Genomic DNA, 23,292 nt, shown 5'->3' on the forward strand with positions numbered 1-23,292 from the left:
TGTTCACTGACAAAAAAATTCAAGTCATCAGGAAACAATGAAGAAGTTACATTCCCTGTTTATTGCCAAACTTATTTCGGCTTCCCTACTAGGTGCTGCTCTATTCGGCACTGCCGGCTGCAGCCAGGAGAGCAGCCCGGAAGAAATACAGCCCGCTGAAAAAGTTGCGGAGAAAAAAGCCGTTATCTACCAAGTGCTACCGCGCTTATTTGGCAACACTAACAGTACCAACAAACCCTGGGGCACACTCGAAGAGAATGGTGTAGGTAAGTTCGCTGACTTTACCCCAAAAGCACTGAGTGAAATCCACGCTCTGGGTGCCACCCATATCTGGTACACCGGCGCCCTGCACCACGCGCTCGTTGGCGACTATACCGAATACGGTATCAGTAACGATGATCCAGATGTGGTCAAAGGCCGCGCCGGCTCTCCCTATGCCATCAAGGATTACTACAGCGTAAACCCGGACCTGGCCAAAAACCCAGCAGAGCGATTACAGGAATTCCGCGCACTGGTGGAACGCAGCCACGCGGCCGGCCTGAAAGTAATTATCGATATAGTGCCTAACCATGTAGCCCGCGCCTATCATTCTCTCGATAAGCCCCAAGGCGTGCAGGATTTTGGAGCTGGCGACAACACCCAGGTCACCTACGCCCGCAACAACAATTTCTACTATGTGGTGGGTGAAGACTTCCGCGTGCCCGTTGCAGAAGACAGTTATCAGCCTCTCAATGGTGAGGCCAATGATCTTGTCGATGGGCAGTTTATAGAGAGTCCAGCCAAATGGACCGGTAATGGCGCGCGCAGTGCACAACCTGCCATGCACGACTGGTATGAAACCGTCAAAATTAATTTTGGCGTTCGCCCCGATGACAGCAAGAATTTTTCTGAGCTACCCCAGGAATATGCCGAGCGCGACTACCGGGCCCACGCCCAGTTTTGGGCTGACAAGAAAGTCCCAGACACCTGGGAAAAATTCCGCGATATCGCCCACTACTGGCTGGACTTTGGCGTGGACGGATTCCGCTATGATATGGCCGGTATGGTGCCGGTAGAATTCTGGAGCTACCTGAATTCCTCCATCAAAATGCACAACCCCAACACACTGTTACTTGCCGAAATCTATACTCCGGAACGCTATCGGGACTATCTGCACCTGGGCAAAATGGATTATCTCTACGATAAAGTCGGCACTTACGACGCTATTCGTGCGGTCATGGAGAACAAGGGCAGCGCAGATAAAATCGCAGAGGTGCAGGCAAGCCTGGTAGATATCTCCTCTCATATGTTGCGCTTTATGGAGAACCACGACGAGCAGCGTATTGCCAGCCCACAATTTTCTGGCAACCCAGAGGCAGGCAAACCTGCAATGCTGGTATCTGCCGCGCTCTCTCCAGCCCCTACTTTGGTTTACTTTGGCCAGGAGTTGGGAGAACCCGCCAACAAAGATGCTGGGTTCGGCAAAGCCAGCCGCACCACCATTTTCGACTACTGGTCAGTACCCAGTGTGCGCCGCTGGAACAATGAGGGCGCTTTTGACACTGCACTGCTGACAAAAGAAGAAAAAGAGCTGCGCAGCTTCTACCAGCGCCTGCTTAATTTCTCCAAACAGAGCCCGGCCTTACTTGGCGATTACCTGGACTTGCACAGCTACAACCGCAAGCAAAACTCTGGCTATGGGGAAAAACAATTCTCCTTTGCCCGCTGGAGTGAACATGAAAAATTGTTGGTAATCGCCAACTTCGATAACAGGGCAGTGGAGTTTGATTTTCAGTTGCCTACAGCACTTCTAGAGGCCTGGAAACTACAACCGGGCAGCTACCTGGCTGAAAGCCAGATATCCAATAAGGTGGCAAACCTTATCTTGGAAAAAGACCAAGCCTCCACAAAGATCCTGTTGGCACCCTACGAAAGCCATATCTTTGCAATATCCACTGCTCCCCAGAAATAGCCACTCAGCCCTGGAGGGGACTACTCCCCTCCAAGAACGCTTAAGCACAGCAATTTATACCCACCCTACCCCCTTTCTCACAACATAATCCCGACAATCCCTAACCATACTCATCAGGTAACTCGCTTGACATAAACACTACCTCATGTATATTGCCCACAACTATATTGCGCACAATTTAAATAAAAGCCGAAATTGATATGCAAGGGGAGATTATGAACCGACAACCTAGCCACTATTTTTCACCACTAAACATAATTTTGGCTGCACTTTTAGCATCAGTAGCACTTCCTACAATGGCTAAAACTAACAAGGCTGAACAGAGCGAAGCACCTATCCAGGTGGCAGACGAGACTTTTAACTGCATCCGAGATATGACCAAGGTGCGGGGGTTTTATGTGGATAATTTACTGGGAGATCTGGATGGGACTCTAGAGGTCGCAAACTCCAACACTGGAGGTGTTTATCCTCCTGGATCAGTGGTCCAGTTAGTCCCCGGGGAAGTGATGGTCAAACACCAAAAAGGCTTTAACCCCGCCACTAAAGATTGGGAGTTTTTTGAACTGGATGTTTCTGAGGAAGGCAGCAAAATCCGTAAGCGAGGTTTTGTTGATGTAGTTAACCGTTTTGGAGGTAACTGCTTTGCCTGTCATGTCCAAGCCAGACCGCAGTGGGATTTAATTTGCGAAACCGGACACGGCTGTGAACCCATACCACTGACAAAAGAAATACTCGCCTTGCTGCAAAAAACCGATCCTCGTTGTGAATCGAACCCAGAGTTAAATCAAGAAGAGATTGCAAAATTGCAGGCGCTACAACAAGCATTAATACCCAAGGAAGGAGAGAGCAATTAAGTTAACGGTGAAATCTAGGCAGTAAAACTATTTACTAAAATAAGGAAAGAGCAAGCAGACCGTAATAGAAGTTTGCTTACTCTTTATTTTATTCCTTAAAGGCAATTAACTTACAGCTTCAAGAAAGATTAAAAATATACCTAAAAAAAGCAACACAAACTTAAAACTCTTAGTCAGAAACATCAAAGCAAACCACAACCTAATCACTGACTATAAAAAATTCAACTTACCAAAATTATAACCTATCATCGATTATTACATCCTACACCGAAATATATAAAACAATCGTTCCAACAAATACAACACAAGTAAAAAACCATTAATAAAGTGTGATAAGCCCCACAATTATCCAACCAACACGTATATAAATTAAATTTTTATCTGTTCATAATGTGCTCTACTAAGTCCATCAAAATTGGCACTAAAATACCAATTCTATATCAACGCAAAGAACTGAACTTGGTACTTACATATGGAGAGTGATGTGTGTATTTTTCATGATAAACCTATTACTAACACCGTAGGCATCATACTAATTTCTTCGATACTTACCGCATGTGGAGGCGGAGGATCATCCAGTAGTGATTCAAGTGGAGGATCGGGACAAGGCGGTGGAGCTAGTAATACACCTCCGGTTATAAATAGTTTATCTATCACCCCAAACCCAGCCTACAACGATAATGTTCTATCTGTTCAACTTGATGCCTCAGATGAAGACGGAGATCAACTAGAAGTTACATATACCTGGAAAAATAATAATCAAATCATCAGTGAAGAAACAGAATCTAAACTAGCTGCATCCCATTTTAATCACGGGGATACAATTAGTATAGAAGCTTATATCACTGACGGTGAAGATTCTGTTTCGCAAAATACTTCCATCATTATTCAAAATAGAGCCCCTATAGTTGAAAGCTTAAGCTTCTCAAATTTACCTGCTTTCACGAACACTGATATTGAAGCCACGATCAGTATTTCAGATATAGATAACGACCCCTTAAATATTGAATATTATTGGACCGTCAACAACGAAGAAGTTTCTAATATCACAACCAATCTTTTACCCTCTACTCATTTCTTGAAAAATGATGAAGTAGCAGTAAAAGTGATTGTTTCGGATGGAGAGCTTACAGGTGAAGCAACGGCTAGTACAGAGATTCAAGATGCACTACCTGTAATGTCTATTGTTAATATGCCGGACGTTGTCCAGTATGGAATTCCGACAGCCTTTCAGGTAATAGTAGAGGACCTTGATAACGACCCCTATAACCTAGATTTTCTAGCTCGTCCAAATGGTATGGAAATTGATGAAGAGGGTAATATTAATTGGACGCCCACTGGACCAATGTTTGATAAAGAAATGGACGTCCAATGGGAAGTTTCACTGTTTCAAGAAGACTACTCCCATAGCGAAAGCAGGGTATTAAAAGTCGTAGATGCAGAACGGGAAATACCGTTATCAAATGGCTATATTGAAATCTCACACTGGCCAAATGATGTGGCAATTGGGGATATTGATGGCGATGGAATCAAGGAAATCGTAGCCACCAATGGTGAGCGCAGGTTGTATGCATTCGGCTCTAATGGTAAAGAATATGCTATTAAGTGGGAGTATCCCTACTTATTAACTAGTGGTGAAGAAATTTCCACTAAAAGAAATAATAATTATTACATATCTAGCCTTACCTTCGCAGACTTAAATAACGATGGTAAAGAAGAGCTTTTAGCAGGACTTGAGGGAGATTTTAATCAGTCTCACGATACGACGGGATTATTTCTATTCGATAACAACTTAAAACCTAAAAGAGTAGCCACTCTCACAGGTAATGAAATTGAGCAAGTTTCCGTTACAGATTTAAATAACGATCAGAGTTTAGAAATTATTGTCCTTGTCGATATATATACTTCGTACGACTCAGAGCCTGGTGATATTGAAGATCAAATGCAACTGGTTATTTTAAATAGTGATGACTATTCAGTAAAATGGCAATCTGAAGCTCTTCAATTGGGTGAGATATTTGCTGTCGGCAATCTCGACGGTGATAGCGAACTGGAAATTGTACTTGGCGGCGGTTATGTATTTGACTACATCGATGGCAATTATGCTTTAAGCTGGCACTATGAAGATGGATTTACAGATGCTGATAAGGACAACCCAGATCTTGATATTATAGACATCGACATGGATGGGATCGGTGAAATAATCAGCATCCACCCAACCTCAGGATTTTTAACACTATTCGACGCCAATACTCAGGCAATTAAAATAGAAAATGAAGTCAAAACTAATCAATTTACCACTTTCTTATCACCAGAGGACACAACTCTAAGAATTCTTGCAACAGAGAATAGTGTCGGCAGATCACAGCTATACTCATTTGACATAGATGCTCAAGAATTTATCCCTGAATGGAATTCACGTCCCTCAGCCTGGGGGGACAATATGAGAGTAGCCAATCTGGATTCAGATCCTGAACTAGAATATTTTTTCGGAAACCGTGACGAAATAAAAATTTATTCAGATCTTTCAGGTGACGAAGATTTAGAATTAGAATGGGAAATTGGTATTAATATGAGGGACCTCGAAGAGAAACTTGTTGATATAAAATCAAAATCTGCAGACAGCTCCAAGATATCTGCTTTGAGTCTAGGAGAAGGCGTCAGGGAAGATCCTCACATAATGTCTTTAAACCCCGATACAAATATTATCTCTTTTAGCTCTGCAATACCGGAGATTGAAAATAAAATAACAGCAGGTATTATGCTAGACCTTCAAAATGATAGCACCGAAAAATTTGCTTTTGTAAATGAGAAAACCCCGGGGCTTTATGACATTTTCTCGGAATCTATTGTTTGGTCTGGTAGCCCCATGAGTGAAGAAGTAGTTGCTCTCACCGCAGGCCAGCTTGGTAGCGATGACAAAACCAGCATGATAGCAACAACTAAGGACGCTAGTATCTATGCTTACGATATGGATAGCTACGAATTACTCTGGAGCCATGACGTTGGTGGAGGCATAGATATAAAGCTTGTAGATATTGATAATAATGGGCTACTAGACGTAGTTTCTACCGATACGGAAACTATCAGCCTCTTTACCAGCGATGATGACTATCAGTCAATTTCAGCCCAATTCAACATTCACACCGACATTCCTGAAGGCCAAGGGAATCCTAACTCAAAGATATCTCAATTAAGCACAGGAGATTTAGACGGAGATTCTATCGATGAAGTTATTATTTTAATGGAATATTATTCCAAAGCATGGATTATAGTGGTCAACAGCAGTTTGGAATTCAAGAATTTAACTTCCCTAGAAGGATATGACGTTCGCTCTATTGTCGTACAAAATTACGGAACTTCACATCGCAATCTACTGTTAAATGTCGAAAATAATGAGCTGCACTATATTGTAGAAATGGACCCATGGACCGGAAAAATAATTTCCACATCACCGGAACTAGGCCCTATGATGGTCGAAAATAGCTTAAGATTTATCGATAGCAACAATGATGGTATTTATGAGTTAGGCTGGCTTACTGAAGAGGGTTCAATAAATATCACAAGATAGAATTCTGCTTCTGAATTAATTGGTCTTCATACTTTAAAGACCAGAAGCCAAGCAGGTCGTAATTTCAACCTGCTTGGCTCCAAAAGCTATAAAGTGATCAGTGTGTACATCATAGTTTGATCATTCACCTGCACCTTGTAGCTTCCGCTTACAGAAGTGTAGATATCAGACCCACCCTGCTCCAAGTCACTATCGGAGTCGCTATCGCCGTAGTTTTCACTCCAGTCAGCATTAACATCAAACTTGAAACGCTGCTGCGATTGACCATCAAAATTTACCTGGATTTCCCAGGTATTGTCGGCTACTAATTCCATAACGTCAGCACCCCAACTATTTGGCGTGCCACGGAAGTAAAGTGAGGAAAAGTTGGATGCGTAACTACCACAGTCTGCACAGGTTAGGCTGTAGCTCAGGTTTTCATCATTAACCTCAACAATATAAGTCCCTGATACATCGGTGTAGATATCATCCCCACCCTGCTCCAGAGAGCCGTCCGCATTGTTATCCCCGTAGTTTTCAGCCCAGTCACTGCTGACATCAAACTTAAAGCGCTGGTTACTGCTGCCATCAAACACCACAGTGGCACGCCAGGTATTATCTGCAACCAGGGTCATCGCCTGAGTGCCCCAGCTATTGGGCGTACCGCGGAAATTTAATGCCGTAAAGTTTTGAGCATAACCAGCATTGGGATCAGTCACGGTAATGGTTGCCGTAGCACTATCGGTTAAGCCATCGTTGTCAGTAACAGTGACTGTCTCGGAATAAGTGCCCGCACTGGCGAAGCTCAAAGTCGTCGAGGAAGAACTACCGCCACTGCTCCAGCTATAGGAAATCACACTACCGTCGCTATCAGTAGAGCTGCTGGCATCCAGGGTGACACTCTGATTGACTTCTACGGTGCTGGATACTGGAGTCACACTTGCAGTGGGTGCTTGCTGGGAAGAGACCTCGGTGATCGAATAGGCCAGAGTCTCATCATTTACTTCAATTAAGTAGTTACCGGTTACAGAGGTATAGATATCTTCTCCGGTTTGATCCAGCGTGCCATCAGCACCATCGTCACCGTAATTTTCGGCCCAGTCACCGTAGATATCCAACTTAAAGCGTTGGTCTGCCTGGCCATCAAAATTGACCACCAATTGCCAGGTATTATCTGCTACCAATTCAAAAGCCGTTGCTTCCCAATTATTGGCTGTGCCACGGAAATAAAGGCTGGGGAAACCTGTACCAGAACATTCATCACCACAGGAACCAGATAGCTGCCCACCGTGAATGGCAGCAGCGGAATAAGCTGCAACATTGAAAGTTGCAAAGCCATTGCTGCCTACGGAAATAACATCGCCACTGCACTCATCATCTCCCGCCAGGACATTGCAGTAGTCCCCAGCAGGAAGGCCTGTATACAGTGTCTGGCTGAAAGAATTACCCTCGTTATTGATAACGACATAGCCTTTATCACCGCGTCCAAAGGCAATCTGGTTATCTCCGTTATCCCACCAATTTTCCATACTGGTGCCGTCGGTGTAGTTACGGAAACCCACCATATTGGCAATATTGCCCCATCGGTGCTGACATACCCATTCGTTGTTTTCACAACTCTCCGGACCAGTATTGGGGGGACCAATATCGGTATCGGTAAAGTCATAACCTGACATTACCTTCGGATAGCCATAGGGGTGTGCCAACATAAAAACGTTGGCCAGGTTGTACTTGTAGCCATCGTGATAGGTCAGGTTACCGCCACCACCGTGGCCACGTTCACGATCGTGGTTGTCAATAAAGTGAACTGCATCGCTGGAAGATAAAAGTCCCCAACTCTCACCAATACTGGCGAGGTTTTTAATTTGTCCGTTAAAATTACTCGCTACATCAGTGCCGTACTTAAATTCAGTCACACGGCCCAGGAATGTATAATTTGATGGCTGGATTTCAGAGGCTTCGCCAGCTGCGCCGATAACTTCAGAAAAGATCCAGGGATTACCAGCTTTACTCATGATGCTGTACATATCGCTGGGAGACATATGCTTAACCGCATCTACACGAAAACCATCAACGCCCATACCCTGTAATTTATTTAGGTAATCGGCCAGGGTCTGCTGAACATAACTGGAACCAGTATCCAAATCTGGAAGTCCACTCAAGCGGCAATTCCAGACGTTATTCGCATCGCTATAGTTATCAATAGTGCAATCGGAGTGATAATCCCAAGAGGAAAACTCACCGGGGTGATTCAACAATGTCCACTCGGTACCGCCCCAACCCGTGCCTCCACCATTCCAGGCCGCCGTATGGTTGATGACTACATCTGCGTAGACTTTTACACCTGCCGCATTACAGCGGCTGATCATGCTCTGTAACTCAGCCTCGGTACCGCTGCGGCTGGTCAGGTTAGTGTAGGAAACCGGCTGGTAGCGCGCCCACCAGGTGGAGTGGCTGATATGTTCATGGGGCGGGGAGATCTGCACCGCGTCAAAACCTTTCGGCCCCAGGAACTCCTCACATTCACTGGCGATATCATTCCAGCTCCATTCGAACAGGTGTACAAAGGCCGTGCCTGCGCTGGCATGGGTACTGGACATGGCTCCGAGTACGATACTCGCGCCTCCCAGAAGCCCTTTTAACGGAAATTGTTTTTTCATTTTAGCTTTCCTTTTTCTCTCATCTGTAGTCGTTATCTTTTTTGTATAAGGAGAACCCCTGGAGCAGTTGCCCACCAATGATTAATGGCTCTCCATTTCTACATAAATAGGGTCAACCTATAAGCACGCCTTTTCCCAGGCACTTGCAAATACTTGGATTGCATTCGCCCCACAGTAGGAGCTAGAAATATTCTCCTCAAGCGACACAACCAATAGGCATTCGCTCAAGAAAAGAATTTGTGGGAAGCACCGAAAGCGGCGAAGAAAAGTTCAGGCTTATCATCACAGGTGACCATTTATTATTTTTTGCAATTCAAGCCAGATATTTGGAAACCCCAACTACGCAGTATCTAAACCGCTGGATTTCAATACCCGGCCAATTGATCACTCATCCTGAGATATCCACAGACCACCAAAGGCATCAATAAACCGGTAGTATGTGAACAGATACCGAACAGCAGCGGCAATATGCACCTCCTGTGCTACTGCAAACCCGAAATTACAACTATTCGGGCATTTGGAAGGCTAATAATCAGTGCTTGAGAGCACATCCTCCCTATAGGGGGCGTAGTAGATATTTGTGCTACAGGTCTAAATAGCGAAGATAATTTGGCTTTTAAGACCAAAATTTAAACAGACGGGAAATCAGAATCACTCACAACTCTAGCTTTAAATGCTTGAAGTAATGACGGTATGTGAGCACTTCTTAGCAATGACTCTAGATAGATAGAAATTAATACCCCAGATATTTCTTAGTTATTCCATGAGCATAATCACAGTGTTCATCAAACTCACTTACAGGCCAATCTCAAAACTCCAGTAGATCCTGACCTATTTCTGATATCTCATCAGATAGCTCAAGTTGAGCCAACCAGTTTGCAAGAATTGCACCCACACCCTAATTGGCACCAATCAGGATTCCGCTAATAGAGCCTGTAGAATCTAGATCGCCATCGTGATTAACAGCCATCAGCAACGCTTCTTTGAAGCTTGGAGCTTTAAGGGCACAGTAAACTGAAATAACAAGAGCCTCTTCAGCCACCCAACCTTCCCCCACCTATTCAATCGCCCGACCTCAAGGTCTATCTCCACGAGCAAGCTCTTCAGCCAACTCTATAGCTATAGCGTCTCCATATGATTTGGATGTTTACACAGCTCCGTTATAGCTGTAGTAATGCCTTATTTCCCCTAGTCTAGAGTAATATTGCATCCAGGATATCGAGAAAATCGACATAATCCTGCATTATGTGCGCTGGGCTTACAAGAAATAACTCGACTGTTCGACGAGTATAAATGGAGGCAGCAATTGAAGTTTAGCTGGCGTCAATTAACCTTTCTTTCACTTGCCTTATTATCTGCATTTGTTGCATGGTACGCACTCAGTGCTGCATCTTCTTGTGCTCATTTTAATATTAAAGATTTTTGCAAAGGCGCATTTACTGTAGCACAAGATGAAATGGTGCTAAGTGAAAAGTTAAACTGCTTCCGGCTAGCCGAGTTATCTAGTTCGCTATGCGACTACACTTTCAAACTGGGTATGGGTGCGCTAGCCCTGGGTATATCGACGTTAATAATTAGCATTAGAGAATTAATCTACTCAAATGTCGTAGACAACTGGAATATCGAAAATTCATAACAGATTAATGAAAGTCACGCAGACAGGGCTGGAGCTTCACTTCGCAGTTTCTCTGTAACGCTTAAACCTTTTATAGCGCGTTATGAGTCAAGTAGAATGAATAAAGAAATTGCTAATTGATAAATAGCATATAACTAGCCAATGAACTACACCTCTGCGACATTTCAGGGCTTACATTTTGTTTAACTACGTTTTAGGTACCCAGTACGGTTACCTTAATGGTCGGGAACTGGATTTGTGTCAGTTCAATCAGTAGCTAAAAATATATAACAAACGACGGTACAAATACATGTTTTGCGTTTTGATCTCTCTACCAGTCGCTAGCAAGAGGGACGGGCGTTAAACATAGAACCTTTCTAAAAACACTTCAATTTGTCACTTAAACACCCAAATCACTAAGTTTATCTACCTACCTCTTACAGTAGATGTGGCAATCTGCCATACAAAACCTGCTATGCATCTAAGCTATTGCGCTAGACAATTTTGATTAGTTCCTCAGACTGCAGGCTCAAGTTTTGGCATAGTGTATCTGAAGGAAATTGCCTTACAACTTGGCACCATAGCTTCATTCAAGTGTGATCTAACCTTATCAGTAGAGAAAGTAATGTATTTTCCTTGTAAACTTACCGGGCAGTGAACATGTACTTCATTCCATCTGCACTAACTATAAAACTGCTCAGCCGGCAACTGAAATAGACAGCTAGGGCTCGATCCCTACTGTGAAGCTTCAGCTTTTATATTCAAATTAAGGGGAAAAGGATGAAATTTTTCAAAGGAATAAAGGTGTTTTGCCTTGCCGTGACACTTTCAGCTTTATACGGATGTGGTGTCGCACACGTAAAAACAGACGTTCAAGCGCAAAGTTTTGAAGACTATAAAAATATATTAATACAAGATGTAAGGGTGTACTCAAATGAAAGTGCAGCCAAAAACAATAGTGCCCTACAGGAAAAAATGAAAAATTGGGAGCTCCATACCCGCAGTGAACTCGAGGAATTTGCCAGAGAGAGCGATTATCAACTCGTCAATTCCTTAGATGAAGCTGAAGGCAAGACTTTGCTCGTTGATCTTGATGTGAAGGTTCAATACGGAAATCGCGCATTGCGCTGGGCTGTTGGCTTTGGCGCAGGAAAGGGAGGCGTTGACTCTGTCCTGACTGTTAAGGACTCCGAAACCGGTGATGTTAAATACAAGGCTCACGCCGATAGTGATCTGTCCGTGGGCGGTGCAGGTGGAGATATTGGCGCTGTACTTAAGAAAAATATCAAAGCGCTCATTGACCAGTATCGGGAAGTCTAAACCTTACGAATTGAGCACTAGGGACGCGCGTATAGTGCGCGCTCCCTCTTCACCGAGTAAGTTTCTTTGGGAAAGACTAAAAGAACCAATCACGGCTTAACTCAAAGAGCCTGTAGCCGATAGTTACTTATGGTGTTGTAGTTAGCCCCCCACTCTCTAAGTAATTCCAATCCCAACATACTCCAACCAGCTCTCAATAACGCTACCAGGCAAGAATACATTTTGAATTCTGGTCACCCGCATTTTGGTTCTAGTAGGGCTTGCACGCGCTACCTATAAACTTGATCTACCTCAATACCCCCACCCCCAACTTCGCCATTATGCGCAACAAAATTATTCGATGAGATAGGCGCCAAATTCGACAAATGGGACAGTCAGGTACTCGGGCTGACCACCCCATCATGATAGATTAGACCTCTTGGTCAACTGCAGGTCGCACTGGCCAGTAACACGCTTAGTTGAGGAGAAAAAATGGAGCAGCAAAGCACCGTATTCGTTGTAGTGGACCCTAACGATGAGAAGCATGTAGCTCTGGAGCGAGCCCTGATCACTTCACGTGGACGCAATCCTCAGCCGCGACTGGCTGTATTCGTCGCAGTTGATGGTGAAGCGGTGGATACCCGTGCAGTTAACGACCACCTATTTCGCGATGAGTCGTGGTTCCGTGAACAAATTCGTGAACCCATCTCAGAAGCTGGTCTTTCCTGTGAGATCACTGTTTGCTGGTCCAGTGATTGGCAGGCGGCCATCGTGCAGGAATCAAAGCGTTGCAACGCAGAAATGATCTACCTACCAGTACACGCGAAGAGCAGCCGTCGCTTTACCTTCGCCGAATCCAAATGGCGAGTCCTGAAAACAGCGCGCTGCCCAGTAGTATTGATTCGCCCCGGCGCCAAGGACGAGCGCAAAGTTGTATTGGCTACCGTTAACTACCAGGCAAAAACCCTCGAGCAGCGCGAGCTCAATCGCCAGATCAGCGAACGCGCGACCTATATCGCAGGTCATTACGGAGCAGAGCTACACCTCGTAAACGCTTTCCTGGATTCCATGCTCTACCCAGATCGCGGTGCTTTGGCCAAGCTTGCCGATAAAACCGGTGTCCCCACCCATCGCATTCACGTAAAGCGCGGCTATACCAGTGATGTTGTTGAGGAGGTGGCCCGTGAGATCGATGCAGACTTGGTCGTGATGGGAACCATGAATCAGTACGGCGAGACCGGCTCATTCCTGCGTGGCAATACTGCCGAGCGTGTAATTGGCCAGTTGGACGTTGATGTGATGGTATGTAACCAGTTCACCACAACAACAATGAACAACGATTAAGTCATCCCATTTTCAAGGATGCTGAAAGCCCCAGCAGTGCTATCTGCAGGGGCTTTCTTTTTTGGATTTACTGCGATTTAGCAGATAGCAGTAGCAGAGTTCCCTCTGTATCGAAATTCACCCTGCCATCCTCAACTTTGGCTCGCTTGCCCGAGTAGTAATCGGTCAGTTCGATACCATCGGCAAACACACCTTTAACTGATACGCTCTTCTCACCCGCGGACAGTTCCATCGCCACAACTACCGGCTGCTCACCAGATAAGGTGCGGGAGAATGTATAAGGCTTATCCTCCAGCTTCTGGTGTACACCAGCTCCAACTGCCGGGTGCGATCGACGAAACTGCCCAAGCTTCTGCCAATGAGCCAGCAATGCACGGGTTTCCGGCTTTTCCAAGTCATCCCAGTTCATATTGGTGCGCATAGAGGCGTCGCCGAATGCGCGATCATCAATCATGGGGCGCGCCAGTTCATCACCGTAATATATCTGCACTGCACCGGGCGCCAACATCAGTTTACTTGCGGCACTCAGTGTGTGCTGGCGCTCGCGGTCAAATGAGTGATGGTCATCGTGGGAGCCTAGATAATTTAGGACACCGAGCCCTTTTAGTTCACCACTGTTCAAGGAGGAGGAATAGCTGGAGAAAATATCCTCCGCTGGCTTGCCCGCAACCTGGGCAAAATCGAAGTTAATCAGGCTGTCAAAACCGTACTGATAATAGTCCACTTTCCGATCGCTATAATCGTAAGAGCGACCAACACTGGGACCAAAGTTGTTAACGCCGAAATGGTAAACCTCACCCACCATAAAGAAATTGCGATCGTCCAATTTCTTCTTCGGGTTCTCAGCCTTCCACTCCGCCAGGGCTATATCCGCTTCGTTTTTCAGTATTGCCCAGGCTTGTGGCTCTACGTGTTTGACGGTGTCCACACGAAAACCATCGACACCGTATTCACGCACCCAGTCGGTTAACCACTTGATCAGGTAATATTTGGGGGCGCGGGGATAGCCAGTGCGCTCGAAAAAGGCATCCAGTTCACGCTGCTCTTGCTGCAGGCGGCCTTCTTTTTTCCACTTTGCCACCAGTTGCGGCGGCAACTCGACATCTTTCTCGCTCTCCGTGAGGATATCCGTCAGGTTCGCGTGAATTGCACACTCAACATTGCCGGCATAGTCGGACCAATCGCATTGCTGGCTATTGCGCAGCCAACTCGAGGGCCATCTGGAGTCCTGTTCAGTGACTGGCCCGGTGTGATTGAGAATTACATCCAGCAATACGCGAATCCCCTGGCTGTGAGCTACCTCAATCAATTCCGCCAGGTCTGCTTCAGTGCCAAAGTTGGCATCTACGGCAGTCCAGTCCTTAGGCCAGTAGCCATGGAAAGCGTAGGTGCGTTTATCGGACTCATTGTAGCCATGGATGTTCTCAATCACCGGGGCCATCCAGATAGCATCGACTCCGAGATCATTAAAATACCCCGCTTCAATTTTCTCGATAACGCCGCGCAGATCCCCTCCCTCAAAGCCACGCAGGTATGCCGCATCGTCTTTGCGGCCGTAGGGGAAGTCATTGCTGCGATCGCCGTTATTAAAACGGTCCGGCAACATAAAATAGACTGTCGCATTGCGCCAAAAAGGATCTACCGGCTCTGCAGCCACGGCAGCTTGTACACCACCCAGCATCAGGCCAATCAATAAGCTGGTGAATTTTCCCATTGTTCTCTCTTTTATTCGCCGCTCAGAATTATTCAGAAGCTCCCCAGGCCACTCTAATAGGCCCAGTAAATCAAACATCCTCCCGCGCGGGGGCGTAGGCACTGCGCAGGGTTCAAGACCGGCGATAAGGTTGTGCAATTACCCCATAGTAAAACTATTTTGCGAGCGGCGCTTTTGCAGAGTAATGTAAAACCAGCAGATCGCGAGAAACCGCAGCGCTTTGTCGTGGTCCAAGCGTCACATTCTGTTAGCAGTCAAAGGAGGCAGGGAATGTCGGAACAACAATCTAGGCAAGGGTGGATCATCGGCATTATTGTGGTGGTCGTTGTCGCTGCAGCAGCCTATTGGCTCTGGACCGGCGAGGAAAAGAAAAAAGAAATTCCCACCATCGGTGTTGTCGAAGAACCCCAAACTGCTCCCGAGCCGGAAGCCCTGGCACAACCTGAGAGTCAGGAACCAGCCCAGCCGCCCGAGGAGCCGGTCATTGAAGAGGAGCCTGGTAGAGAGCCGCCTCCCCCCCTGAACGAGAGCGACAAGGCCGCATATGACGAATTAATGTCCTTGGCACCCGACGGCGCCCTGTCCCGCTGGCTGGTACCCGACGAAGTAATACGTAAATGGGTGGCCGCTGCCAACGCAGCATCCCGTGGTGAGCTGATTCACAAGCATCGCCCGCTGAAAACCATTCGCGGCCCCATCACCGTTACCGGGTCATCCGCTGAGGGCTACCAGCTGTCCCCGGAGAACTATCGCCGTTACGACCAACCAGTACGATTGTTCGCACTGGCTAACACTGATGCAATCATCACCTTGTATCAATACTGGTACCCCCGTTTAGCCCAGGCCTACGGCGAGCTGGGGATTCGCAACAAGTCATTCCACCAGGTGGTGATTGGAGCAATCGACAATGTGCTGGCAGCGCCAGATGTTGAAGGCCCGATTCAATTGATACGCCCGTCGGTGTATTACAAATTTGCCGACCCAAAACTGGAAAAACTCCCTGGAATACAAAAGCTGATGATCCGCATGGGCCCCGAAAATGCAGCCCGAGTTAAGGAAAAGCTGAAAGAGATAAAGGCTAAGCTCGAAGAAATGCCCGTTCAGGAGCAAACCCAATAAGCAGATCTCAGGTCACTCAGCTTACAAGCTGGGTGGCCTCCCACCTTCAAGATTCGGTTATTTTTTAACCGTTTTATCGCCCAGACACAACAAACCCTACCTTCATCAATTTGAACCGCCGAAAAACTTATTCAAAACGCCAGCGATCATAGCCATCCGATACTCAGCCCATAGCCATTGGGGTATATTACCGGCTGTTCACTAAACGATCCCAACACCAAGCGGTAACGGAGCGCCGCTGCCAAACGGCAACAGGCACTGCCCTATAGGGAAAGATCCAGGGTTCAACAGGAGCGAATCAATCGTAGGGTGCCCTGCGTGCCCCCTTCTGCTTACTCCCCACCCAAGATCTATTCTGTCTCCGCCGGTATAGGCTGTAGATAACAATCGAGGCTCATTTTGAAATATCGTTCCTTCGGCCAAATTCTGGCTGTGACTCTCTTATTTGCTGTATCGCTGGCCCAGGCTACCCCTGAAATTAACATAGCCCCAACACCCACTTGGGTGGATGCCGTCGACCTCTCGAGTAGTGTCACTGCACCCGAAGGCAGTGTTAGGTATCACCTGAGCAACTCCCAGATATCCCATACGAACGAACAACACCAATACTATTTTCAGTTGGTGATGGAGCCCCTCAATCAGCAGGGGGTTAAACAGGTGTCGGAACTGAACATTAGTTTTTACCCCGCATTCCAGCAGCTGGTCGTTCACGAAATTACCGTCTCCCGCAATGATCAAGTGATTGATCGCCTGGACAAACAGGACTTCAAGTTATTCCAGTCTGAGCAGGAGCTGTCCAGCAAACTCTACTCTGAAATGTGGAATGCGCTTTACATTCTTGAGGATATCCGACCCGGTGACAAAATCTCCTACGCTTATACACTCGAGGGAAACAATCCTATTTTTGAACGCGGGGATTTTGGTACTTTCTACTTGTCATGGCCGGATGCCATCGACAGGCGCTATGTAAAAATTACCAGTGACAACAAGCTCAACTACCGTTTTAACAATGAAAAAGTACCGGTGAACGTTACCCGCAATAACAGCACTTACCAGTACACGCTGGACCTGAAGCAGGTATCTCCGATCCTTCAGGAGGGGGAATATCCTCACTGGCATGACCCATTCAACTACATCCAATATTCAGGCTATAACAGCTGGGCTGAAGTAAACGACTGGGCAATGACACTCTACGATATTGACCTCTCCCTGCCACAGGAACTCACCCGGCAATTGGATCAATGGCGCGCAGAGGAAGGCCTTGAGGGAGCGGTCAGCCAGGCTATTGCCTACGTTCAGGAGGACATTCGCTACTTTGGGATCGAGTTTGGAATCAACTCACACCAACCGCGAACGCCGAGAGAGACTTTGGATAAGCGCTATGGCGACTGTAAAGACAAGGCCATATTAATAACCGCTATGTTGTCTCACCTGGGGGTTAACTCTTACCCCGCTTTGGTGTCTTCAGGACGCGGGCGTGACCTTGCCAATGATATCCCCTCTCCCAGTTCGTTTGATCATGTAATCAGCGTCATTGAGCTCAATGGACAAGATTATTGGGTTGACGGCACCGCTTCCGGACAGGGCTCCAATATCAAAAGCAAAGGCTTCTTTGATTATGAATTGGCACTCCCCATTCGAAAGGGAACCCAAGCATTAAAACAAGTAACCACGATTTATCCCGCCAATGGCACTCTGCAATTGGATGTCACCGAAAATTTTGAAATCAATGCCGGTGCCAATACCGCAGGGCTAACTGTTGAGTCCACCTACAGCGCTCTCAAAGCGGAGCAGATGCGTCAATTTTTCCAGTCAGCGGACTCTGAATACATAAAGAGTAATTACGCAAACTTTATGGCAACTTACTACCCCGGTATTGAAATCACATCCAATATCAAGCACCAGGACAATCGGGGTGAAAATGTACTTCAGGTATCGGAGCTATATGAGATCAGTGATTTTGCCGAGTTGAACTCTGCCCGGAAGATTTTCTCACTGTATGGCTCCAGTATCGCCTCTTATATCACCAGCCCCCAGAAGCGTATTCGCCAGAGCCCATTAGCGCTGGCACATCCTGTGGATATCAACCACAAAGCAGTAGCCAAAATTACTGGAGAGGTTTTGTGGAGAGAGGAATCCCAGGATCTACAGATAGACAATCCCTGGTTCACCTTCTCCAGAACCTCCAATCATATTGGCAATAACATCTCGGTGAACTACGCCTTTAAATCCAAAGCGGACCATGTCCGCAATACGGATATTGCCGAGTATATGGAGCAACTCGATAAACTGGATGAAGCACTTCAATATCAGTTCTGGGCCAAGGGCGATAATTCGAATACCCAGGAGACCAGCAAGGCAATGAAAAACCTGGTTAAGTCACTGATCAGGAAGTAAATAATGAAAAAATTCCTTTTTGCCCCCGTTATTTACTTACTGGCCTCTTGTGCGGCCCACACTTCCATCGAACCCGGCGATAGTGAAATAAGGCGGCTAACCGAACAAATTGCTAGCGCTCCAGATAAAGTTGCTTATGAGGATTTCTGGGTTGCCTATCTTGAGTCTCAGCAACCCCTGAATAATATCGCGGCCAGAGAGCGCTACCAGGCGGAGCTATCCGCGATTGAATCTGGGGATAAGTCTTGTGAAGCCGTGGACTGGAAGGCCGTAACAAACAACAACATCCTATCACTGACGCCCCATCTCAGCGCTGCAGAATGCTATGAGTCTGTGGGACAGTTAGAAGCCGCCAACTACCATAAAAACCTGTTTGAATTTATTGCTACTGGTATCCTCTCCGGACGCAGTGGTGAGTATAGCTACAGTGCCTTTGAGGTCGGGAGCTGGGCAGATGCAGAAGACCTGCTCACCATATCCGGCTATGAAATTATTGATAGCTATTTTGAATTTGCAAATAGTCGCAATGCTATATACCGCGTATATAACGTAAAGGAAGTAGGCGGTTATCAGGTATCGAAAATCTACTTCGATAATGCCCGCTTTCTACATCGACTGATCGCGATCCGGTATCCATTTGCCGGCACATCAGATCAGCTCTATACAGATGTGATCCAGGTACTAGCCTCTACAGATTATGCCGCTCGACACGCCGAAGGCATTGTGTTTCATGCGGAGGGGCAGTATCCACAGGCTGAACAGGCTTATCTGGACGCTATTATTATGGGATCCATTTCCGCCAATATCAGTTTAGGGCGGCTGTGTCTCAGTGGCAAAACTGAAAAATTCGCAGTTAACGAGTGCGCACAATTATTTGTTGCTGCTGCGGATCTGGGCCTCGAAGAGGCGAAGGTTTACCTAGCCTATATAGCCTTTATGGGCCTGGGAATTGATCCGGACAAAGAGTTAGCAACTTCACTACTCTCCAGTGCCGAACAACATTTGAAGAAAGGCCAGGCGGAGTATGAACTCTACTCCCTTTTTGCGTCAGAGGAATTTAACTCAACTAATGAATCCGGTGCTGCACAATTCTTGCAAGCCAGCGCTAATAAAGGTTACCCCATAGCCCACTTTACCCAGGCTATTGGTTACCTTGAGCAGAATAATTACTATCAATTTGAACAGCTTATTCAAAAAGCTTCCGATAACGGCTTTTCACCAGCCCAGTTTTTTTATGCCAGCTACCTGCTGGAGGAGAAAAAAGAAGCCAGTGAGGGCATGGCACTTCTCAATGAGGCCGCTATTGCAGGCAACCCCGCCGCACTCTTTGAGAGAGGGCGTATCACACAACTAGGCGCCCATGGCCAACCGGTTAATATCAATCAATCTATCAGGGACTATCAAGCTGCGGCATATCGTAATCATCTTCCTGCACAATTAAAAATGGGGATCCTGCATTCCAAGAATATTATTGCAGATGCCAACGCCGATATTGCCTATGCCTGGTATTTACTGTGTGGACGGGCCGGCCACCTGGAGTGTATTACCAATATGGGTTACTCCGCCGAAAATGGTTATGGAGTGGAACAAAATCCGACCCATGCAGCACAACTTTATAGGCTCGCAGCTGCGGAAGGCTCAGCCAACTCCAGTGCCAGGTTGGCCGGACTCTACGAGGCAGGTAACGGAGTAGAAAAGGACCTGGAACAGGCAATCTATTATTACACTCAAGCAGCAGAGAGGGGATTAGCAAGCGCTATGAATAAGCTGGGGCTCATATACTTGGACTCCGGTAGTGATTCTTTCCATAACTATCCCGAGGCTCTTCATTGGTTCGAGCAGGCAGCGAATCAAAATTCAAAGTATGGATACTTTAACCAAGCCCGTATGTATGAACAGGGGCTTGGTGTAGAAGCTAATCTAGACCGAGCAATGTCACTCTACGAGGAAGCCTCAAAGAGAGGGCATGGCATAGCTTCACTGAAAATTGCTAAGGCCTATAGTCAAGACGAAAATCCAGGCAAAAACCTTGATCAGGTACGTTACTATTTGAATTTGGCTACCGAACAAAGTGACGACCAACAGTTGAAACAATTCCTGAAAAACTGCACTGACACAGAAGAGTGCAATGTCTCACACTTAAAACAGTTTCTGAGTGGACTCCCTGTAGAATAAGATACTTTTTGCGGTCGACTATTCACAGAGAATAGTTGACCGCGCTCAACTTTATTTTGCCAACAGGCTCCCAAACCACTCTTTTTCCTACCTTAAAATCCCCAACTATTTTCTTTATTTTTGTTGGCAAAAAATTTCTAGGTGCGACCGATAGCACCAATTTTTGCTCAAGCAAAAGGTCAGCCCCAAAAGCAAGCCAGCCATCACAGAATATGACTGACAGCTCTTTATACTCCGCGCCAATTACATTTGGTTTAACGGATCTATCGAGGCGATATGACCTATTCACTGAAGTTACTCACGGCTATCAGTTTATCTGTATTTCTTACTGCTTGCGGTGGGGGCGGAAGCTCCGATGACAACGAACCTGACGGCACTCCAGTAAGCAGCGATAGCGATTCAGGGGCAAACTCTGACGGCGATGATGACGGTGGCAATACTGGCTCTGATGATGACAGCTCCAGCTCTGATGATGATGACAGTTCAGATTCGGATGACGACGACGGCGATGACTCCCCTAGCATAAGCGGTGACAGCGGCAGCGTCAGTGAAGATGTCGAGACAACGGTATCAGGGCAACTCGTCGATAACTCAAACAGCAATCAAACCTTTGAATCCGGAAATTTTCAAGGGACTTACGGAGAGCTTGAAATATCCAGCGATGGCAGCTGGACCTATACTTTGGACCGTGAACTATCCGATCCAATTGCTGGCTCAGAATTAGTGACCGACGCATTTAATATTGGTATCGGTTCCAGTGATTCAGAAGCCACTATATCCGTTTCCATAACCGGTTACGACGATGCCTACACGTTCAACCCCGCCAGCCCACTGGCCACTTTGATTGTTGAAGGTAAGGAATTTTCTTCGGGAACATTCCTTTTGGAGGATGTCGATGGCAATACTCCGGAGTTTATCGAGGAAACACTTAACGGATCCTACGGCGATTTCAAGTTATACAGCAACGGAGATTGGGAATACAGCCTGAATGATTCTGCAGACAGTTTAAAAAATGGTGAAACGACAGAAGATACCATTTCATTTCAACTTAGCGATGGCACTACTCAATCGATTACCTTCTCTGTCGTCACTTTAGAGCCTGATGAAAGCAGTATCGTATTCATTTTCATGAACTTCTCTGATGCCGTACCTACAGATACCACTGATATCTCTGATATTGCAGATATGGTCTTTAACGACGAAGACTCTCTCGATAATACCTACCTAAAGAATTCATTGGGACAACTAAAATTCTTGCGCCATCGCATCAGCGACAGCTCCCTGGAGCATTACTGCTATGGAGAAGGTAGCAATGAAGACAGCTCCATTGACTGTATCAGTTACAACATTCCCGATAACCAAGACGGTGACACTTTAAGTGTTGACGATGCGGCAGCCCGCTCCAGCCAGGGAGGAGAATATACAGACGGAGGATACACTTGGCGTGACAATGCAACAGAATGGGCGGAAACCAATTTAGTTGACGAAAATAATAACCCTATCAACCTAAGTGACTGGCGCCACCGCGTTTACATCTACCCGCCAAAAGCCAAAAGTGCTGGGCTGGTTGGGGCCGGTGTCGCCTCTGTTGGTGGTAAGTGGAGCATCGTTACCGCTTATACAGACCAAATAATTATGGGCCATGAACTTGGCCACAATATTGGACTCGGCCATGCCGGCAATGATGACAACAATGATGGCGATACCTTCGATAGTGGCGAAAGTGAGTATGGAACAGATGGGAGCTTTATGGGGAATACCTGGACTTCGCGCTTATTTGGCAGTGGTCACCGAGAGTACATGGGCTGGTATGATTTATTCCCCGAATATACCCAAACGGTAACCCAGACCGCCGGCAGCACAGAAGAGGTGGAGATTGAGGCTATTGAGCTGACTGCGGGAGAGCTCTCAGGAAATCTGCCCCAGCAGCTGAAAGTTGAGAGTGCAGGTAGTCAGAATGGGGAAGACTACTACTACGTGAACTACCATGTAGGCCATGACATACTGAACCCATCGTCTCATATGGAAAATTCAGTATCCGTTCATTATCTCGATAATAGACTCTTTAACCATGTAGCAGAACTCAAGGAGCCAGGAGATAGCTTTACCGACTCAAATATTGGATTAACCATTGAGTTTCAATCTATGGCCTCAGACAAACAGTCGGCCACTATCTTAGTCAGTTACAGTGATTAGACTATAAATCCGTTACCGCAGGATAAATACTATGAAAAAGTTCATTCTAATAGCATTTGCATTGAGCTTATCCCTGTTTGTACAAGCAGAGGAGATTGTAACTGGCACCTTGGAGGAAATTATCTCTGAAGATTTTGAAACGGGAAAATCCGAACGTAAGTTTTCCCTGAAAGATGAGCAGACTGGCCGCTACTTCTTCCTGGATGCCGATGAAGCCAAGCTCAAAGGTATGAAATCTGGAGATCGGGTTAAAATTCGTGGTGAGCGTGGAGAAAAGCACATACTACGTATAAAAGAATCAGAGAAAATAGAAGTAAAGGATAGCGAATAGTCATTTATTAATTTAAAACGATTTACCCCCTATCTTATTAAAGTGGAATAGTGCTCAGAAGTAACCCGAGCACTATTCCAGGTTTTC

At 46.3% G+C, this 23,292-nt stretch carries 14 protein-coding genes; 11 read left to right on the top strand and 3 right to left on the bottom strand.

The features are described from left to right. The first annotated feature begins 37 nt into the window (after nt 1-37). The 3 genes from ACJJII_RS03805 to ACJJII_RS03815 all read left to right on the top strand — a co-directional run bounded on the left by ACJJII_RS03805 (nt 38) and on the right by ACJJII_RS03815 (nt 6,376). Entirely contained in the window at nt 38-1,951 is a 1,914-nt protein-coding gene (locus ACJJII_RS03805) for an alpha-amylase family glycosyl hydrolase (protein ID WP_444918347.1), read from the top strand. A gap of 215 nt (nt 1,952-2,166) precedes the next feature. Beyond that, nucleotides 2,167-2,805 (top strand): hypothetical protein, encoded by a 639-nt coding sequence (locus ACJJII_RS03810; RefSeq protein ID WP_444918348.1) that lies wholly within the window; start codon nt 2,167-2,169, stop codon nt 2,803-2,805. A gap of 484 nt (nt 2,806-3,289) precedes the next feature. Then, the gene (locus ACJJII_RS03815) at nt 3,290-6,376 is read left to right on the top strand and encodes an FG-GAP repeat domain-containing protein (protein ID WP_444918349.1); all 3,087 of its coding nucleotides are present in this window, start codon (nt 3,290-3,292) and stop codon (nt 6,374-6,376) included. Nucleotides 6,377-6,462: 86 nt separating this feature from the next. Here ACJJII_RS03815 and ACJJII_RS03820 read toward each other — a convergent pair whose 3' ends face one another. Next, the gene (locus ACJJII_RS03820) at nt 6,463-9,015 is read right to left on the bottom strand and encodes an alpha amylase C-terminal domain-containing protein (RefSeq protein ID WP_444918350.1); all 2,553 of its coding nucleotides are present in this window, start codon (nt 9,013-9,015) and stop codon (nt 6,463-6,465) included. Nucleotides 9,016-9,913: 898 nt separating this feature from the next. After that, nucleotides 9,914-10,057 carry an ADP-ribosylglycohydrolase family protein gene (locus ACJJII_RS03825; protein WP_444918351.1) on the bottom strand — a complete coding sequence of 48 codons (144 nt, stop codon included), beginning with the start codon at nt 10,055-10,057 and terminating at the stop codon, nt 9,914-9,916. A gap of 264 nt (nt 10,058-10,321) precedes the next feature. Between ACJJII_RS03825 and ACJJII_RS03830 the strand changes: the two genes are divergently transcribed. The 3 genes from ACJJII_RS03830 (at nt 10,322) to ACJJII_RS03840 (ending at nt 13,273) form a co-directional block, all read left to right on the top strand. Further along, entirely contained in the window at nt 10,322-10,651 is a 330-nt protein-coding gene (locus ACJJII_RS03830; RefSeq protein WP_444918352.1) for a hypothetical protein, read from the top strand. A gap of 759 nt (nt 10,652-11,410) precedes the next feature. After that, the gene (locus ACJJII_RS03835; protein WP_444892156.1) at nt 11,411-11,950 is read left to right on the top strand and encodes a hypothetical protein; all 540 of its coding nucleotides are present in this window, start codon (nt 11,411-11,413) and stop codon (nt 11,948-11,950) included. 471 nt (nt 11,951-12,421) lie between these two features. Then, the gene (locus ACJJII_RS03840) at nt 12,422-13,273 is read left to right on the top strand and encodes a universal stress protein (RefSeq protein ID WP_413663505.1); all 852 of its coding nucleotides are present in this window, start codon (nt 12,422-12,424) and stop codon (nt 13,271-13,273) included. Between the two features lie 67 nt (nt 13,274-13,340). Here ACJJII_RS03840 and ACJJII_RS03845 read toward each other — a convergent pair whose 3' ends face one another. After that, nucleotides 13,341-14,987 carry an alpha-amylase family glycosyl hydrolase gene (locus ACJJII_RS03845; protein WP_444918353.1) on the bottom strand — a complete coding sequence of 549 codons (1,647 nt, stop codon included), beginning with the start codon at nt 14,985-14,987 and terminating at the stop codon, nt 13,341-13,343. A gap of 270 nt (nt 14,988-15,257) precedes the next feature. Here ACJJII_RS03845 and ACJJII_RS03850 point away from each other — a divergent pair, with 270 nt between their 5' ends. From ACJJII_RS03850 to ACJJII_RS03870, 5 genes are all read left to right on the top strand, one after another. Next, complete coding sequence (locus ACJJII_RS03850; protein ID WP_444918354.1) at nt 15,258-16,106, top strand: DUF3014 domain-containing protein; 849 nt, start codon at nt 15,258-15,260, stop codon at nt 16,104-16,106. A 399-nt stretch (nt 16,107-16,505) separates the two neighbouring features. Further along, nucleotides 16,506-18,503, top strand: coding sequence for a DUF3857 domain-containing transglutaminase family protein (locus ACJJII_RS03855; RefSeq protein ID WP_444918355.1), 1,998 nt, complete (start codon nt 16,506-16,508; stop codon nt 18,501-18,503). Between the two features lie 3 nt (nt 18,504-18,506). Continuing rightward, nucleotides 18,507-20,678: a tetratricopeptide repeat protein gene (locus ACJJII_RS03860; protein ID WP_444918356.1), complete on the top strand. Its 2,172-nt coding sequence runs from the start codon at nt 18,507-18,509 to the stop codon at nt 20,676-20,678. Nucleotides 20,679-20,954: 276 nt separating this feature from the next. Next, complete coding sequence (locus tag ACJJII_RS03865) at nt 20,955-22,874, top strand: VCBS domain-containing protein (RefSeq protein WP_444918357.1); 1,920 nt, start codon at nt 20,955-20,957, stop codon at nt 22,872-22,874. A gap of 31 nt (nt 22,875-22,905) precedes the next feature. Next, nucleotides 22,906-23,205, top strand: coding sequence for a hypothetical protein (locus tag ACJJII_RS03870; RefSeq protein ID WP_444918358.1), 300 nt, complete (start codon nt 22,906-22,908; stop codon nt 23,203-23,205). Nucleotides 23,206-23,292: the final 87 nt, after the last annotated feature.

It is taken from the genome of Microbulbifer maximicatervae (SeqCode) (assembly GCF_052467825.1).